This is a genomic window from Amycolatopsis sp. NPDC058986 (assembly GCF_042741125.1).
Classification (GTDB): domain Bacteria; phylum Actinomycetota; class Actinomycetes; order Mycobacteriales; family Pseudonocardiaceae; genus Amycolatopsis.
This window is the reverse complement of sequence record NZ_JBHYJW010000104.1, coordinates 1-17,049: the sequence shown is the minus strand read 5'-3', so window position 1 is coordinate 17,049 and position 17,049 is coordinate 1. Positions and strand designations below refer to the sequence as shown.

Annotated in this window: 15 protein-coding genes and 1 pseudogene; 6 read left to right on the top strand and 10 right to left on the bottom strand. The window is 71.1% G+C overall.

The window, feature by feature from the left end:
* Positions 1–44: 44 nt before the first annotated feature.
* Together ACFW0G_RS44085 and ACFW0G_RS44080 are read right to left on the bottom strand one after the other, a co-directional pair.
* On the bottom strand, positions 45–1,175 hold the full coding sequence (locus ACFW0G_RS44085; protein WP_378331545.1) for an iron-containing alcohol dehydrogenase family protein: 1,131 nt from the start codon (positions 1,173–1,175) through the stop codon (positions 45–47).
* A 22-nt stretch (positions 1,176–1,197) separates the two neighbouring features.
* Complete coding sequence (locus ACFW0G_RS44080; protein ID WP_378331544.1) at positions 1,198–2,307, bottom strand: mandelate racemase/muconate lactonizing enzyme family protein; 1,110 nt, start codon at positions 2,305–2,307, stop codon at positions 1,198–1,200.
* Between the two features lie 95 nt (positions 2,308–2,402).
* On the opposite strand from ACFW0G_RS44080, the gene ACFW0G_RS44075 reads away from it, so the two are divergent.
* A complete protein-coding gene (locus tag ACFW0G_RS44075) occupies positions 2,403–3,218 on the top strand; it encodes an IclR family transcriptional regulator (RefSeq protein WP_378331543.1) in 816 nt (271 codons plus the stop codon).
* Positions 3,219–3,283: 65 nt separating this feature from the next.
* On the opposite strand, the gene ACFW0G_RS44070 is transcribed toward ACFW0G_RS44075, so the two are convergent.
* Both ACFW0G_RS44070 and ACFW0G_RS44065 read right to left on the bottom strand, forming a co-directional pair.
* Complete coding sequence (locus tag ACFW0G_RS44070) at positions 3,284–4,135, bottom strand: PadR family transcriptional regulator (RefSeq protein WP_378331542.1); 852 nt, start codon at positions 4,133–4,135, stop codon at positions 3,284–3,286.
* Between the two features lie 82 nt (positions 4,136–4,217).
* Positions 4,218–5,111, bottom strand: a complete 894-nt coding sequence (locus ACFW0G_RS44065) for a LysR family transcriptional regulator (protein WP_378331541.1) — start codon at positions 5,109–5,111, stop codon at positions 4,218–4,220.
* Between the two features lie 71 nt (positions 5,112–5,182).
* On the opposite strand from ACFW0G_RS44065, the gene ACFW0G_RS44060 reads away from it, so the two are divergent.
* Positions 5,183–6,169, top strand: a complete 987-nt coding sequence (locus tag ACFW0G_RS44060; protein WP_378331540.1) for a YeiH family protein — start codon at positions 5,183–5,185, stop codon at positions 6,167–6,169.
* Between the two features lie 98 nt (positions 6,170–6,267).
* The gene (locus ACFW0G_RS44055) at positions 6,268–7,749 is read left to right on the top strand and encodes an exo-alpha-sialidase (protein ID WP_378331539.1); all 1,482 of its coding nucleotides are present in this window, start codon (positions 6,268–6,270) and stop codon (positions 7,747–7,749) included.
* Positions 7,750–7,836: 87 nt separating this feature from the next.
* Here ACFW0G_RS44055 and ACFW0G_RS44050 read toward each other — a convergent pair whose 3' ends face one another.
* Positions 7,837–9,228 (bottom strand): MDR family MFS transporter, encoded by a 1,392-nt coding sequence (locus ACFW0G_RS44050; RefSeq protein ID WP_378331538.1) that lies wholly within the window; start codon positions 9,226–9,228, stop codon positions 7,837–7,839.
* Positions 9,229–9,319: 91 nt separating this feature from the next.
* Between ACFW0G_RS44050 and ACFW0G_RS44045 the strand changes: the two are divergent.
* Positions 9,320–9,517: pseudogene (locus ACFW0G_RS44045) on the top strand (nucleotidyltransferase domain-containing protein); the annotation flags it as partial.
* 402 nt (positions 9,518–9,919) lie between these two features.
* Here ACFW0G_RS44045 and ACFW0G_RS44040 read toward each other — a convergent pair.
* The 3 genes from ACFW0G_RS44040 to ACFW0G_RS44030 form a co-directional block, all read right to left on the bottom strand.
* Positions 9,920–11,209 (bottom strand): MFS transporter, encoded by a 1,290-nt coding sequence (locus ACFW0G_RS44040; RefSeq protein ID WP_378331537.1) that lies wholly within the window; start codon positions 11,207–11,209, stop codon positions 9,920–9,922.
* 111 nt (positions 11,210–11,320) lie between these two features.
* Positions 11,321–11,827, bottom strand: a complete 507-nt coding sequence (locus ACFW0G_RS44035; RefSeq protein WP_378331536.1) for a flavodoxin domain-containing protein — start codon at positions 11,825–11,827, stop codon at positions 11,321–11,323.
* Between the two features lie 73 nt (positions 11,828–11,900).
* The gene (locus ACFW0G_RS44030; protein ID WP_378331535.1) at positions 11,901–13,037 is read right to left on the bottom strand and encodes a nitric oxide synthase oxygenase; all 1,137 of its coding nucleotides are present in this window, start codon (positions 13,035–13,037) and stop codon (positions 11,901–11,903) included.
* A gap of 312 nt (positions 13,038–13,349) precedes the next feature.
* On the opposite strand from ACFW0G_RS44030, the gene ACFW0G_RS44025 reads away from it, so the two are divergent.
* Both ACFW0G_RS44025 and ACFW0G_RS44020 read left to right on the top strand, forming a co-directional pair.
* Positions 13,350–14,387, top strand: a complete 1,038-nt coding sequence (locus ACFW0G_RS44025; protein WP_378331534.1) for a CobW family GTP-binding protein — start codon at positions 13,350–13,352, stop codon at positions 14,385–14,387.
* A gap of 116 nt (positions 14,388–14,503) precedes the next feature.
* A complete protein-coding gene (locus ACFW0G_RS44020; protein ID WP_378331533.1) occupies positions 14,504–14,782 on the top strand; it encodes a hypothetical protein in 279 nt (92 codons plus the stop codon).
* A 4-nt stretch (positions 14,783–14,786) separates the two neighbouring features.
* On the opposite strand, the gene ligD is transcribed toward ACFW0G_RS44020, so the two are convergent.
* A complete protein-coding gene (gene ligD / locus ACFW0G_RS44015) occupies positions 14,787–15,794 on the bottom strand; it encodes a non-homologous end-joining DNA ligase (protein WP_378331532.1) in 1,008 nt (335 codons plus the stop codon).
* Positions 15,787–16,875 (bottom strand): ATP-dependent DNA ligase, encoded by a 1,089-nt coding sequence (locus ACFW0G_RS44010; protein ID WP_378331531.1) that lies wholly within the window; start codon positions 16,873–16,875, stop codon positions 15,787–15,789. Before ACFW0G_RS44010 ends, ligD begins: the two co-directional genes overlap by 8 nt.
* Between the last annotated feature and the right edge of the window lie 174 nt (positions 16,876–17,049).

Sequence of the window (17,049 nt, the reverse complement as noted above, 5' to 3'; positions counted from 1 at the left end):
GTCCAACGCACCGAACGCCACATTGGGGCGCTCGGCCGCGATGATCAGTGGACGGAGTGGAGCAGGTCGAGGACTTCCGGGGCGGTGGGCAGGCGCGGGGAGTTCTTCGTGACGGCGTCGGCGACGGCCGCCTCGGCGATCGCCGGGAGCAGATCGCGGGAGGCGCCGAGGTCCCGCAGCGGGCGTTTGATCTCGATCGTCCCCGAAATCTCCCGCACGGCTTCGACGGCGGCGAGCGGTCCACTGTCCACAAAAGACACACCCATCGCCCGTGCGGTGGTTTCGTAGGCGAGCGCGGCCGCTGAAGCGCTGAAGGTCATGACCTCCTCCAGCACCGCGGCCAGTGCGACGCCGTGTGGTGTCCCGGTGTGTGCCGTGAGCGCGTGCCCGATGCCGTGCACCAGACCCAGCCCCGACACCGTCAGCGCGTGGCCCGCGAGATGCGCGCCGAGCATCAGCCGCGACCGCGCCTCGAGATCGGCGCCGTCCCGGTACGCCGCCGGCAGCCATTGGCTCACCAGCGAAACCGCCTGCGTCGCGTAGGCCGCCGATATCGGGTTCGCGCCCCGCGAGGCCAGCGATTCGATGCCGTGCACCAGTGCGTCCAGGCCCGTCGCGGCCGTGACCGGCGCGGGCAGGCCGAGGGTCAGTTCCGGGTCGAGCACGGCGATCTTCGGCTTCACCGACGAATGTCCGATGTAGACTTTCCGGCGGGCACAGACGTCCTCGACGACGCCGAAGCCGTTGGTTTCCGCGCCGGTCCCGGACGTCGTCGGCACGGCCACGATCGGCAGTCCGTCCGAAGCGGACCACAACGCGTCCGCGTCCGCCGCGACGGCGTCCGGATTCCCCGCCAGCAGGGAGATCCCCTTCGCCGCGTCGAGTGCCGAACCGCCGCCGAGCGCTACCACCGCGGCGTTCCCGAAGCGCCGCAACCGCGCGGCACCACGGTCCAGCTCCACAGTGGACGGATTGGGCCCGATGTCCTCGTGGACCACGTACTCCAAGTCCGCCAGCACCCGTTCCACCCTGCCGACGATCCCCGCCGCCCGCAGCCCGCGGTCGGTGACGACGAAGACCCGGTCATGGCCCAGCGCGGCCACGAACTCCGGCAGCTCGGCCAGCACACCGGGGCCGAACTCCAGCCGCCCGGACGGCTCCACGCTCAGCCGCATGACCACCCCGCCGAACCCGCCCCTAGATCCGCCATCGCGCCACCGCCTCCTCGTCGAGTTCGACACCGAGCCCCGGCTCCGCCGGAACCTCCAGCTCACCGGCCGCGTTGACCATCAGCGGCTCGGCGAGCATGAAATCGCGCCGTTCGGGGGTCCAGCCGGGCGGGTCGTACGGGAACTCGAAGTACGGTCCCCCGCCGACGCCCGCCGCGACGTGCAGATTGGCGAGCACGCCGATGCCGTTGGTCCAGCTGTGCGGCGTGAACGCGCGGTGCTTGAGCCGCGCCAGCTCGGCCAGTGTCCGCGCGCGGTGCATGCCGACCGCGAGCACGACGTCCATCTGGTAGACGTCGAGCACGTCGTGTTCGAGATACCGCAGCAGTTCGGGCAGCGAGTGCTGCATCTCCCCCGCCGCGATCCGGAGGCCGGGATTCTCCGCACGCAGCGTACGGAAACCGTCGACATCCTCGTACGGCAAGGGTTCTTCGACCCAGAAGACGTCCAATTCGGACAGTCGGCGCACCAGCCCTCTGGTCTTGGCCAGATCCGAGGCCGCCGCGGTGTCCCCTGCCATCCGCCAGGACTGGTTGAGGTCGGCCATGATCACGAAGTCCGGGCCGAGCGCGTTCCGCACCGCCGCCACCGCGGCGACGCCCTCGGCCACCCGGTCGCGGTCGATCCGGATCTTCGTCGCCCGGAAACCGGCCTCCCTCGCCCGCAACGCCGACTCGACACGGGCCTCGGGTGATTTCAGCTCGGCGGACGAAGCGTACGCGGGCAACGCGCGGGCGGCGTTTCCGAACAGGACCGAAACCGGAAGCCCGGCGACCTTGCCGATGATGTCCCACAGCGCCGCCTCCAGCGGCCAGTAGCGGCCACCGTGGAAGTTGGCGGTCTCGATGGCCTTGACGTGCCGGACGATGGCGAGCGGGTCTTCCCCGACGAAGAGATGCCGGACCTGCTCGAACCCGGCCATCGTGTCCCCGGAGCCGATCCCGGTGACACCTTCGTCGGTGCAGACCCGCACGATCGTCGCGTCGAAACGCGTGCGGGGCTCGGGATCCCACGCCGCGAGCAGGGGCGGGTCGAGTTCGAGCCGCAGCCGGTCGAGCGTGATGTCGACGATCTTCACAGGGCCGAACCTAGAAATCCGCCGGACGCCGGGGCAAGGCCCGCGGGCACATCGCAACGCGCGTTGCGCTGCCGCCAACTCGCTACGCTGCGGCCATGACGGTTCCGCGAGCGGGCGAGGAGGCCCGCCACCCGGGGCACGGTCTGCGCCGCGACCTCGACCTGCTCGAAGCGCTCGCCTCCGCCGAGGCCCAGCGAGCGGGCGGGCTGGGCGTGGTCCGGCTCGCCCGGCTGACCGGCCGGGAGAAGAGCCAGGTCTCCCGTGCGCTCAAGGCACTCGCCGAAGAAGGCGTCGTCGAACGCGATCCGGACACCCTGGAGTACCGGCTGGGCTGGCGGTTGTTCTCCCTGGTCGCGCGGACCGCGGAGGACCGGTTGCTCCGCGCGGCCGAGCCGGTGCTGCACGCGCTTTCGGCGGATCTCGAAGAAACCAGCCACCTGTGTGTCCTGCGGGACCAGGAAGTGCTGACGCTGCTTTCGGTTTCGGGACACTCGTTCCGCGTGCCCGGCTGGGAAGGCAGGCGCGTACCCGCGCACCGCACCTCGGCCGGGCGGGTGCTGCTGCTCGACGCCAGCCCCGACGAGCTGTACGTCCGATTTCCCCGGCTGGGGGAGAACTCCGCACTGTCCGAAGTGCACTCTCTGCCACAGCTGTGGGCGAAGATCCAGGAGTGCCGCCGCGACGGCTACGCCCGCGTGCGGGAGGAGTTCGAAGCAGGCCTGGTCGGCGTTTCGGCCCCGGTGCGCGATTTCCGCGGCCGGGTGGTGGCGGCGCTCAACATCTCCGCTCCGGCGCAGCGGCTGGGACACCGGCTCGACGAGGCGGGCGAGGTGACCGCCGCCGCGGCGGCGAAGGTGTCCGCCCACCTCGGCTGGGACGCCCCTCGACCGCCCGCCACGCCCCCGACCTGAAGGTCCGTGAATGCCACATCGAGGGATTCTGAGTCCCTCGATGTGGCATTCACGGACCGCTGTGGTCAGGACAGGTCGTCCTCCGGCTCAGCGGCAGCGAGCACCTCGTACACCTTGCGGCGCGCCTCCGACAGCACCTTCTTGACCTCGGCGAACTCCGCGTCACTGCCGGTGTAGGCGACCTGCGACGCCGCGCCCGAAAGCTCGCCGAGCTGACGCCACAGCGCCTGGAACCGGTCCGCGCCTGGCACCTCGGCGGCGTCGCTCTCCCACAGCGCGGCGAACTCCTCCTCACGACCGGCGACGTGCTCGCGGCCCGCCTCGGTCAGTTCGGCGACGCGGCGGCCGCCGTTCCCTGCCGTGCGGACCAGCCCCTCGTCCTCCAGCTGCTGCAGGATCGGGTAGATCGAGCCGGGGCTCGGCCGCCACTCGTTGTCGGTGCGGCGGCGGATCTCCTGCATGATCTGGTAACCGTGCATCGGCTCCTCGGCGAGCAGCGCCAGCACCGCGGGCCGGACCGGACGGCTCGGGCCGCGGCGCCCCTGCCACGGACCACCGCCGAACCAGCCGCCGTGCCGGCGCGGGTCGCCGGGACCACCACCCGGAAAGCCGGGAAATCCGCCGAAACCCGGGAATCCGCCACGGGGGTCGGGCCCGTGCGGTGGCGGAGGCGGGGGCGGCGGGAAGCCCGGGCCGTGCGGCGGCCCGCCGCGCGCGAACTCCGGGCCGAAGCCGTCCTCGGGCCCCCAATCCGGGTTCTCGCCCGGGTGCCCGTGATGACCGTGCGGGCCATGGTGCCCCCGTGGGCCGTGACCGGGGCCTCCCGGGCGGCCGGGGTGCCCCGGGTGCCCGAAGCCGAAGCCGCCGCGCTCCCCGAAGCCGCGGAACATCCTGCCGAAACCTGCTGATCGCTCCATGAGCTGTCCCCTTTCGTATCGTGCGACTATCGCCGACATGACCACGATATATCGTCGCTATTCGGTATGCAAGGTCGGCAGGTCAGCGGCGTATCGCGAGGGCGAGGAGCTCCGCTGCGGGTCCGGTCAGCCGTCGCCCGGCGGGCCAGACCGCACGCAGCGCGCGGTTCAGGTCGACGCCGTCGACCGCGATCGGCACGAGCCGCCGGTCGGCGACCTCGCGGGCGACGTCGAGCGCGCTGATCACCGCCGGTCCCGCACCCGAAATCACCGCGTTCCGCACGGCCGACGCCGATCCCAGCTCCAGCAGCGGCGTAACCGCGCCCGCCCCCGCGCGGCGTAGCGCGGCGTCGACGGTCTCGCGGGTTCCGGAGCCGCGCTCGCGGACCACCAGCGGTGTCGCCGCCAGCTCGGCGGCGGTGAGCGGACGGCGCCTGCGAACCCAGGGATGCCCGTCGGGAACCACCACGACGAGGTGATCCGCCGCGACCTTCCGGGTGGCGAGCCCCGGCAGCGGGCCCGGCGACTCGACGAACCCGAGGTCCACCTTGCCCTGCACCACCAGTTCGGCGACGTGTTCGGAGTTGACCACCTCCAGCCCGACATAGCGGTCGGGGTGGGCGCGTTTGACCTCACCGATCCACGCGGGCACGAAATGCTCGGCGAGCGTCATGCTCGCGGCGACCCGGAGTTCGGCCTCACGCTGCGCGCGCAACGCCTCCGCGCCGGTGAGCAGCTCGCTCATCTCGTCCAGCACGCGGCGCGCCCAGCCGACGACGACGCGGCCGTCCGGGGTGAGCCCCGATCCTCGGTGGCTGCGGCTGAGCAACGCCAGCCCGAGCCGCCGTTCCAGTGTGGACAGTCGCTTCGTCGCGGACGGCTGCGCGATGCCCAGCGCGTTCGCCGCCTGGCCGATACTGCCGAGTTCGTCGACGAAAACCAGCAGGCGGAGCGAGTCGAGATCGGGTGTGGTCATAGCCCAAGTGTATGACCTCAGCGCCTGCTGACGGCTACCGCGCGGCCCGTCGCGGGGCGAGGCTGGAAAGCATGACGACGACGCGCCCCAGAACGGTCCTCCCCGGACTCGCCGTCACCGCGGCGGGTATCGCGGTGGCCTACCTGATCAGCTCCGCCCTGCCCGTCCTCGGCGCGCTCACCGTCGCGGTCGTGCTCGGCGTGATCGCCGGGTCGCTTCCCGTGCTCACCGACGATCTCCGCCACGCGATCGCGCGGGTGACCAAACGGCTGCTGCGCGCCGGGGTCGTCCTGCTCGGCCTGCAGCTCGCGCTTCCCGCCGTGCTTTCACTCGGCCCCGGCACCCTGCTCGCCGTCGTGCTGACCGTCGGCGTGACCTTCGTCGGCACACTCGGGATCGGCAAGCTGATCCGGGTCCCGCGTGGACTCGCGCTGCTGGTGGCGACCGGGTTCTCGATCTGCGGCGCCTCGGCGATCGCGGCGATGGAAGGCGTCGTCGAGCGCAAGGACTCCGATGTCGCGACGGCCGTGGCGCTCGTCACCTGCTATGGCAGCATCGCGATCGCCGCGGTCCCCTTGCTGGGCAAGGCCTTCGGGCTCGAAGGGCTGCGCCTGGGCAGCTGGGCGGGCATCAGCGTGCACGAGGTGGCGCAGGTGGTCGCGGCGGCGACCCCCGCCGGCGCGGGCGCCGTGGCGATCGCGATCGTGGTCAAGCTCAGCCGGGTCGTCCTGCTGGCGCCGATGGTGGCGCTGGTGAGCGTGACCGAGAACCGCAACCGGACGCGCCCCGACGGCGCCCGCGCGCCGCTCGTGCCGCTGTTCGTCCTCGGCTTCCTCGCGATGGTCGTGGTGCGCAGCACCGGAATCCTCCCTGGCACCGTGCTCGACGTCGCGAAGATCGCGTCCACACTGTTGCTCGCGGGTGCTCTGTTCGGCCTGGGCTGCGCCGTCCGGATCGGCGTCCTGATCCGCACCGGCGGCCGCGCGCTCCTGCTCGGGTTACTCTCCACGCTTCTCGTCGCCACCACCGGTTTCTGCACGCTGGCCGTTCTCGCCTGAGCGTATAGAGCGTTATACGCAAATGTACGGCTCTTGTACGGGTGCATCGGATCCTCGGGTGGGTAAGGGGTTCGCGATGCTCAGGACGGAGCCTGACTGTGAAGATCATCCGTGTCGCGCTGGCCGCGGTGGTGGCGGGTATGACACTGGCCGGGGTGGCCACGGCGCCGCCCGCTTCGGCGGCGGTGGGCAATACCGTGGTGTACAAGGAGAAAACGGAAGGTTACGACTGCTTCCGGATTCCGTCGGTGGTGAAGGCGCGCAGCGGCGACCTGCTCGCGTTCGCCGAGGGCCGCAACGGGGGCGCGTCGTTCTGCAACGACGCCGGGGACATCGATCTGGTGGTGAAGCGTTCGGCCGACGGCGGGAAGACCTGGGGCGCGCCGCAGGTGGTCATCCGGGGTTTCGGGGACACCAAGGGGAATCCGGTGCCGATCGTGGTGCCCTCGACCGGCCGGATCGTGCTGCTGTCGACGATGCAGTGCGTGAAGAACCCGGCGTGCGGGCGGGTTCCGCGGGTGCAGTGGAGTGACGACGACGGGAAGACCTGGACGACACCCAAGGTGCTGACGGAGCAGCTGGGATTCCCGTCCGCGCCGGGCTGGCTCGCGACCGGGCCGTCGCACGGGATCGTGCTGACGCGGGGTGCGCACGCCGGGCGGCTGGTCGCCGGGATGAGCTTTTCGACCGGGGACAAGGGCACTGGTTCCCTGATCTACAGCGACAACAACGGTGTCGACTGGCACCGTGGCGCGACCGACGTCAGCATGACGGACGCGATGAACCCGCAGGAGATCAGCGTCACCGAACTGGCCGACGGCCGGGTGTACGCGGCGGCGCGCAACGATGCCAACAAGGACAACAAGTGCCTCGCGGACGGGACCCGCAACCGGGCCTACGCGATCAGCGCGGACGGCGGCGCGAGCTTCGCGCAGAAGTTCACCTACGAGAACGACCTGATCACGCCGACCGTGCAGGGCTCGACGGCGCGGATGAGCGCGGTGGACGCGGGCGGGAAGTACGACCGGATCCTGTTCGCCGGACCGTCCACTTGCGACCGTCGCAAGCAGCTGCGCGTCCACTCGTCGTTCGACGAGGGCGGCAACTGGACGAACAACGACCGCAGTGTGCTGGTGTGGGGCGAGGACGCGGCGTATTCGGACATGGTCCAGCTCGCCACCGGTTCGGTCGGTGTGTTGTACGAAGCGGGCCCGGAGTACAACGCCAACCAGACGATCCGATGGTCGACGGTCACCGAAGCCACGCTCGGGGCGCCGGTGTGCGGCGGCGGGTTCGGCGTCATCGACTCGGCTCCGCTGGGCACCGCGGGCACGGTTTACCTGTCCTACAACGCGAGCACCGGGCAGAACTGCGTCAGCACGATGAAGAGCGCGTCGGCGGGCACGGCCACGCAGACCTCGGCCTATCTGGAGGTCCAGGGCTCGCCGCGGGTCACCGACTCCGGTTCGTTCGCGTACTTCGCCGGTCCGGTGAAGGCCACCGCGTCGGGCAAGTGCGTCCGCTGGGGCGGCGCGACCGGTGGCTCCACCTTCGACAGCCCCCTGGGCCACTGCGACTGACGCCCCTCCAAGTGCTGAAGGACGCCTTCGGTGCGCTCGATGCACCGAAGGCGTCCTTCAGCGCGGTCAATGCACTGAAAGCGTCCTTCAGCGCCCGGCCCGGCGCACTCGCCACAGCCAGGCGGTCAGCCCGACGGCCGCGACGGTGCAGCCGGTGAGCCAGGCGAAGGCCGTCCGGAACGCCGTCGCGGGGCCGTCGGGCAGCGCCTTGGCCAGCACCACCGCGAACAAGGCCGTCCCGACCGCGCCGCCGACGCGCATGACGATGTTGATCTGGGCCGTGACGTCGGGCAGCTGGGCGCGGGTCACCGCGGCGAAGGCGACCGTGCCGACCGGCATCATCAGGAACGCCGACGCCATTCCCCGCAGCACCAGCAGAACCTGGACGAACACCCCGTCGACCGGCAGGTCCGCCACCGCGAACGGCACCGTGACCGCGAGCATGGCCACGCTCCCCCACAGCGCCACGAGGCCGCCGCCGTACCGGTCGGTGAGCCGCCCGGCGAACGGCAGCGCGATCGCCGCCCCGGCGCCGAGGCCGATCATCAGCAGCCCGGTGGTGACGACGTCGCTGCCGCCCAGCAACTGGAAGTACAGCGGCAGCAGGAACATCCCGCCGAACATCGCGGGCCCGGTGAAGAAGGTCGTCGCCGCTGCGACCGCGAACGCCCGGTTCCGGAACAGGCCGAGATCGAGCAACGGGTGCTCACGACGCCGGGTGCGCACGCAGAACGCCACGAGCAGGACGATCCCGGCCAGGGTGGGAACGGCCACGCGGGGCGCCACGAGCGTCCCGGTCTCACCCCACGCCGTAGCCGCGTAGATCACCGCGGGAATCCCGGTGCCGACCAGCAGGTAGCCGACGCCGTCCGGCCGATGCGCGGTCCCGCGCTCGCCCCGCGGTACGTACCGCAGGCCGAGCAGGATCCCGGCCAGTCCGATCGGGAGGTTGATCAGGAACAGCCACGGCCAGCTCAGCGAGTGCAGGATCAGGCCACCGGCGAGCGGGCCGATCGCCGGGCCGAGGCTCACGACAATGCCGAGCGTGGCCATCACCCTGCCCAGCCGCGCCGGTCCGGCGACCTCGCCGAGCACCGTCTGGCCCGCCGGGACCATCAGCCCGGCCGCGAGTCCCTGCAGTACCCGCAACGCGATGAGCCAGCCGACGTTCCCGGCGAGCGCGCACAGTCCCGACGCGACGGTGAACGCGCCCAGCGAGAGCAGCCACAGCCGTCCGGCCCCAAACCGCCGGGTGAGCCAGCCGCACACCGGCAGCGACACCGCGAGCGCGATGAGGTAGGCGGTGAACACCCACTGGACCTCGCCGAGCCCGGTGCCGAGATCGCGGACGAGCGTGTCGACGCCGACGTTGACCACGGTGGTGTCGAGCATGCCGGCGAAGGCGCCGAACACGATCACCCAGCAGACCCGCCACAGCTGGGGCGTCATCGCCGGTGTTTCTTCCGCCGTCACGACCACGGCGTTCTCCTTCCCCCTTGGTGTTTTCCGCTGCCGACGTTAAAACTTCAAGTACCCTTCAAGTCAAACCCCGGCCACGGGAGGAGCCCGGATGCCCGAGGAGATCCGCGAACCGTGGGGTGCCTGGGACCCGGCGAGCCCGGCCGAGGCCGCGGACCTGTTCCGCGCGAGCGGTGTCCTGTGGTGGATCGCGGGCGGCTACGCGCTCGAACTGTTCGCCGGACGACGGCTGCGCGAACACGCCGATCTCGACGTGCTCCTGCTGCGCCGCGACCAGCTCGCCGTCCAGGCCGCGCTCGACGGCTGGCAGTGGTGGGCGGCCGATCCGCCCGGCGTGCTGCGCCCGTGGCGGCCGGGCGAGATCCTGCCCGCGGCCGTGCACGACGTCTGGTGCCGCCCCACCTCCACGAGTCCCTGGCGGCTCCAGATCATGTTCGACGAAAACGACGGTGACGACTGGGTTTCGCGGCGAAATCCCCTGCTACGCCGCCGAATCGGTGAGATCGGACTACTCGGAACCGACAGCGTGCCCTACCTGGTGCCGGAGATTCAACTCCTTTACAAGGCCGCGCACCCGCGTCCCAAGGACGAGACGGATTTCGCCGCCGTGCTCCCGCTGCTCGACGACGTCCGCCGCCGCTGGCTCGACCAGGCCATTGCGACGACCTACGGCAAGACGCACCTGTGGCGGTCAGCTCTTCGCACCGCTCACCGGGGCGGTCGCGACGGCCTCGCCGCCGAACCGGATCCCCTTGGCCTCCTTGCCGAACGCGGTCAGGACCACCACCAGGAGCAGTGTGGGCACGACCGTCCACAGTAGAGCGGCGGAATAGCCCTGCGACTCGGCGATGGCCTGCTGGATCGGCAGGTTCAGCGCGGCGAGCAGGTTGCCCAGCTGGTACGTGACACCGGGATAGAACCCGCGGATCGCGTCCGGGGACATCTCGGTCAGATGGGCCGGGATCACGCCCCACGCGCCCTGGACCATGATCTGCATCAGGAACGAGCCGAGCGCGAGCATCCCGGCGCCGTGGTCGAACGCGAAGATCGGCACGATCGGCAGCGCCAGCAGCGAGGTGAGCACGATGGTGCGGCGCCTGCCGAGTCGTTCGGACAGCGCGCCGAACGTCACCCCGCCGATGATCGCGCCGATGTTGTACAGCACCGCGATCCACGTGCTGGTGGACGCGGCCAGCCCGGCACCGCCGTGTTCGTGTGCCTTGAGGAAGCTCGGGTAGACGTCCTGCGTACCGTGGCTCATCCAGTTGAACGCCGTCATCAGCAGGATGAGGTAGAAGAACCGGCGGATCACCTTCGGGTCGAGCAGGACGTCCTTCACCGACGTCCGCGTCACGCGCAGTTTCTCCCGCGTGGCCTCCCACACCTCCGATTCCCGCACCCGCGCCCGGATCAGCAGGCTGATCAGCGCGGGCAGGATGCTCAGCACGAAGATCCACCGCCAGTGCAGGTCCAGCGCCGAGTGGAACAGCAGATAGGCCAGCGCGGCCAGCAGATAGCCGAAGGAGTAGCCCACCTGGAGCAGTCCCGAGAAGAACCCGCGCCGCGCCACCGGGATCTTCTCCATCGCCAGCGCCGCGCCGAGCCCCCATTCCCCGCCCATGCCGACGCCGTAGACGAACCGCAGGAGCAGCAGCACGGTGTAGTTGGGCGCGATCGCGCACAGCACCCCGGCGACGGAGTAGAGCAGCACGTCCACGATGAGCGGGACGCGGCGGCCCACCCGATCGGCCCACAGCCCGAACAGCAGCGCCCCGACCGGCCGCATCACCAGTGTCGCGGTGGTGATGAACGCGAGCTGGGTCGCGCTCGCGCCGAACGAACGGTCCTTCGCGATGTCGGCCAGCACGAACACGACCAGGAAGTAGTCGAAGGAATCCATGCTCCAGCCGAGCAACGCGGCGAGGAAGGAGTTGCGCTGGTCCGGGGTCAACGGCCGCCGGGACGTCTCCGTCTTCGCCACGCCAGGCCCCCGTTCGCCGCCGGTTTCCCCCTGGCCTGGTCTACACCCGGTGCGAGCCGTGGGCAAGATCTTGCCCCCGACCGGAAATACCGGTAGGACAAGGCAAATCCGTCACAACGGGACGCGCGTGCGTACTCGCCTGCCGACGTCACGAGCCCATTCGCGGATGCGGTCCCAGTCCCGGAAGTCCCCGGCCCGGCGGCCGGAGGCGAACAACCGCGCCACCACACCCCGTGCCCGGCCGGGGTCGAGCCGGCCGCCGAACGTCGCCGTGCGCTCGGCGTCGATCCGCGCGGCGAGCAGCGCCACGCGCGCGGGCAGGCTGACCCGGACGGTGCTCGCGCCGGGACCGCACGGCCCGCTGTGGAACAGCCACACCGGGCGCCGGGTGAGCGCCTCGACGTTGTTCTCCAGCAGCCGCACCGCCTCGGGACGCCAGCGGTGGAAGTACAGCGCGCTACCGAGGACGACCGCGGCGTACTCCTCCACTCCGGTGACGTCCGCGGCGTCCCGCACGCGGGCGTCGAGGCCGTGCTCGCGCAGCACGGCGGCGATCACCTCGGCGATTTCCCGGGTGCCGCCGGTCTTGCCGGCGTAGGCGACGAGGACCGCGGTCATACTCACAGTGTCCCTCGTGTGGTGCCTCGGCGCGTGACCCACACGAGTCAATCCGCCGATCGGACGCCCAGTTTCAGCCGGGCGGGACGAACGCGGGGCGCTGTGCCGGATCCGGTTCGTCGTAGTACCGGTGGAACACGGCGGTCTGGCCGCCGGACAACGGCGGGACGATCCAGCTCCAGTCGGCCCGGCAGCGGCGGCCCGCGCGTTCCTCCCGTGCCAGGTGGTCGAGGAACCGCCGCGACTCGGTGTGGTGGTCGGCGACGGTGACCCCGGCCGCGTCGAACGAGTGCTGGACCGCCAGGGTCAGTTCCACCAGTGCCCTGTCCCGCCACAGCGTGCGCTCCGACGCGGTGGACAGGCCCATCAGCTCCGCGATCACGGGCAAGAGGTCGTAGCGGCAGGCGTCGGCGAGGTTGCGCGCGCCGACCTCGGTGCCCAGGTACCAGCCGTTGAACGGGGCGGCCGGGTAGCGGACGCCGCCGATCACCAGCGGCATGTCGCTGATCGCGGGCACCGCGTGCCAGCGCAGGCCCAGGCCCGCGAACCACGCGTGGTCGGGATGGCTCAACGGCACCTCCAGCACCGCGTCCCGCGGCAGGGTGAACAGCCGCGGTTCGCCGGGTACCGACTCGACGAGCAGCGGCAGGACGTCGAACGCGCTCCGGCGCCGGGGCGGACGCCAGCCGAGCGAGCGGACCCGCTCGGTGAACGTCGCGTAGCGCGGGTCGCCGAGCACCGAGCCGTCGTCGAGTTCGTACCCGGCGTAGCGGATCAGCTGCTCGTTGCAGATTCGCGGGCCCGGCGCCGCCGGGGTGTCGGGGGCGAACACGGTCACGGTGGGCCGGATCCGCCCGCCGCGGGTGGCCTCGCGCAGGTGGAGTGCGCATTCCCGGGCGATCGCAGCGGTGCCGGAGACGTCTCGCCGGTCCCGGAGCCGCAGCCCGCGCCAGTACAGCCTGCCGATGCAGCGGGCCGCGTTGCGCCAGGCGACCCTGGCGCCGAAGGTCAGCTCGGCCGTGGTGTGCCGATAGGTCCCGGTCCGCTCGATCTCGGCGCGGATCCGGGCCAGCCGGCGCGCCGGCCGCTCGCCGGAGTACAGGCCCTCGGCGTGGCACTGCCGGACGAATTCCTCCGCCTCGGCGAATTCCACAGCGCGTTCGCCGTTTTTCCCCGGCCGGGCGATCGCCCGCTCGGTTGTCACCCGCATGGACGCCGTCGTCGTCACACCCGACCACTCTCCGATTCCGAGAACCCTTGGCACGCTGGGGAAATCCGACCAGACGGCGAAGAGTACCCGCGAGCGCCGGCAACGGCACTCCGCCGAACGCGGTCACCACGAATTGTCGTTGAGCCGAATACAGCCCGGCGAAAAACAATCACTTTTCCGCGCCGGGAGGCGGTGATTCCCCGTTCGTGATCCGGTTCACCTTTCCGGTGGCACCCGGCGGGCCGCGAGCAGCCGATGGCCGTCCGCGACTAAAGTCGCCGCCACGGTGACGGCGACGCGAAAGGACGGCCGGTGAGTACACAGCGGATCCCCGTGGTCCTCGTCGCCGGTTTTCTCGGCGCGGGCAAGACGACCCTGCTCAACCATCTGCTCGCCAACCGCCAGGGCGTGCGGATCGGCGTCGTGGTCAACGACTTCGGCAGCGTCAACGTCGACGCGCTCGCGGTCGCCGGTCAGGTCGACACCATGGTCTCGCTCGGCAACGGCTGCCTGTGCTGCGCCGTCGACGCGAGCGGGCTCGACGCGATGCTCGGGCGGCTTTCCGGCGCCGAGGCCGGGATCGACGTCATCGTGGTGGAGGCCAGCGGGATCGCCGAGCCACGCGACCTGATCCGGCTGATGATCGCCAGCGAGAACCCCGGCATCCGCTACGGCGGGCTGGTCGAGGTCGTGGACGCCGCCGAGTTCGGGGCCGCCCGCGAACGGCATCCCGAGCTCGCCGACCACCTGCGCGTCGCCGATCTGGTGGTGCTCAACAAGGCCGACCGCGTCGGCGCCGGCGATCTCGCCAAGGTGACCGGCACCGTCGAGGAGCTGGCGCCGCGGATCCCGGTCCTGACCACCTCGCACGGGCGCGTCGACCCGACCTTGTTCTTCGACCCCGAACCCCGCGAACGCGCCGGGCAGCTGTCGTTCGACGACCTGCGCGCGATGGACGCGCACTCGCACGGCGACGATCATTCCGAGCACCTGCACGCGGCGTACCAGAGTGTCACGTTCACCAGCGGCCAACCGTTGGCGCCGCGGAAGTTCATCGAGTTCCTGGAACGGCGGCCCGCCGGGATCTACCGGATCAAGGGCCACCTCGACTTCGGGCCGAACGGCGCCCGCTCGCGGTTCGGCTTGCACACCGTCGGCGCTTTCGTGCGGTTCGACCGCTCGGGCTGGCCCGCGGATCGCCCGCGCCGCACCGAACTCGTGCTCATCGGGTCCGGAATGGACACCGAGACCGTCCACTCCGCACTCGCCGATTGCCGGGCCGAGGACGCGGACACCGTCGACGAGCGCGGCATGCTGCACGTCCTGCGCTACGTCGAAGAACCCTCCTGAGTCGTCAAGCCTGACACGCCGAAGCGGGGCAAACGCGCGGAAATCCGGAGTCCACGACGGACACTGGGACGCGGCGAACGACGTACGAGTCGAACCAGCCTCCCCGGAGGAGTTCCATGGCGAGTACCCGAACCCCGCTCACCGGCACGCCGCGCTGGTACCTCGTCGGCGCGCTGCCCGACGAGCACCCGGTCGCGCACCTGATGACCAGGTCCGAGGACCTGCGCTACCGGCGCTCGGCCTGCGGCGACCGCGAATCCCGCAGCTGGACGCCGGTGGACCTCACCGAGTCCGACGTGGCCCCGTGCCCCGCCTGCGTGTCGACCCTGCCCGCTCCCCCGGCGTGCACGCGCGGGCAGGCCGGGCAGCTCTCGTTCGATCTGCCACTCGGCTAAGGGCTCACGAGTCCTTCTTCGCACGGCTCGGCGCCACGCGCGGCGGTTCGTTGGGCTGCTTGGGATACACCGGCGGCCACGGCGCGTCCATCAGCCCGTCGGCCATGTCCTTGCGTGACATCTCGAGCAGCGGTTCGATCGACTGTGGACGGTCACCGGCACCGGCCCAGGGATCGCCGCGTCCGGCCACCCGCGCGGGCACCGTGCTCAGCGTCAGCTCGTTCGGCTCGACGTTGTCCAGCTCGTCCCAGCCGATGGGCGTCGACACCTGCCCGCCGGCCCTCGGCCGCACGCACCACGCGCCGAAGACCGTCTTGTGCGGCGCGTTCTGGTTGAAGTCGACGAACACCCGCGCGCCGCGCTCCTCCTTCCACCACTGGGCGGTGATCCGCTCCGGATGGCGGCGCTCCAGCGCGCGGGCGAGCGCGACGGCGGCGGCGCGCACTTCATAGCTGTCCCACCGGGATTCGAGCATGACGTAGAGGTGCAGACCACGCGAACCCGACGTCTTGATCCGCGCCTCGATCCCCAGCTCGTCGAGGAACTCCCTGGTCAGCCCGGCCGCCTCGCGCAGCTGCTCGAAACCGATGCCCGGCGACGGGTCGAGGTCGACACGCAGTTCGTCGGTCACCTCCGGCGTGCTCGCGTGGAACGGCCATACGTGGAAACCGAGGCAGCCCAGGTTGACCGCCCAGAGGATGTGCGCCAGGTCCTTCGCGACCAGCGCGTCGCTCGTCGTGCCGTTCGGCGTCGAGACGACCGTGGTGCTCAGCCAGGACGGCGCGCCCTTGGGCACGCGCTTCTGGAACCAGTTCTTGCCGCCCGCGCCGTCCGGATAGCGCTCCAGCAGCAGCGGGCGATCGCGGAGCCGATCCAGCAGCGGGCCCGCGACGGCCTGGTAGTAGCGGACGAGATCCAGCTTCGTCTCGCCGCGCTGCGGGAAATACACCTTGTCCGGACTGGTGATCTTCACCTCGACGCCGTCGACGTCGAGCATCAACGCGTCACTCATCGCGGGCCTCCCCGAACAGTGCCGCCAGCTCGGCGGGTGGCGCCTCGTCCAGCTGGGCGTAGGTACACGACGCGGGTTCACGGTCCGGCCGGAACCGGACCAGCCGCCCGCCGTGCCGGAACCGGCCGCCCTGCAGGTGTTCGTAGCGCACCTCGGCCACCCATTCGGGCCGCAGCGGTTCCCAGGACAGGTCCTTCTGCGGGGCCCAGCGGCTCATCGCGCCGGGTTTGCGGCCCGGATCCGGCTCGTATTCGGCCCACGTCCGCCAGGGATGCCCTTCGAGGGCGTTCTCCCGCAACGGTTTCAGCTCGTCGACCAGCTCGCGGCGCCGCGCCGCGGTGAAACTGCTGGCGACGCCGACGTGGTGCAGTGTGCCCGCGTCGTCGAACAGGCCCAGCAGCAGCGAGCCGACGCTCTCGCCGTCCTTGTGCCAGCGGAATCCGGCCACCACGCAGTCCGCGGTGCGTTCGTGCTTGACCTTCCACATGACCCGTTTGTCCTGCTCGTACGGCAGATCGGCCGGCTTGGCCATCACGCCGTCGAACCCCGCGCCCTCGAAACGGGTGAACCAGTCCTGCGCGAGATCGGCGTCGTCGGTGAGCGGGGTCAGGTGGACCCGCTGGAGCTCGCCGTCCGGATCGTGGGCGAGGACGCCTTCCAGCGCGCGGCGGCGTTCGCGGAACGGCTCCGCGGTCAGGTCCCGGTCCCCGAGCGCCAGCAGGTCGAACGCGATGAAACTCGCCGGTGTCTCCGCCGCCAGCTTCCGCACCCGCGACGCGGCCGGATGCAACCGCAGCTGCAACGCCTCGAAATCCAGCCCGCCCGGCGTCACCACGACGACCTCGCCGTCGACGACGCAGCGGGGCGGGAGCGCCGCGGCCAGCAGCTCCACCAGCTCCGGGAAGTACCGCGTGAGCGGCCGGTCGTTGCGGGACCCCAGCTCGATCTCGTCGCCGTCGCGGAACACGACACAGCGGAAACCGTCCCATTTGGGCTCGTAGCTGAGCCCGGCCGCACGCGGCACCTCGTGCACGGCCTTGGCCAGCATCGGCCGCACCGGCGGCATGACGGGCAGATCCACGCCCCGATCGTAAGCCGCCGCACGCCCCTGCGCTGGGACTTCCGCTCCGGGCCGTGCTCCCTCCGGCGCCGCTCCGGCCGTGGATGCCCACCTTACGGCCCTCCCCCCCCGGGAGGGGGGCGTAACGGCCGGGGGTGGTAACAAGGGGCCGCCGGGGGGTGGAAACGGGGGGCC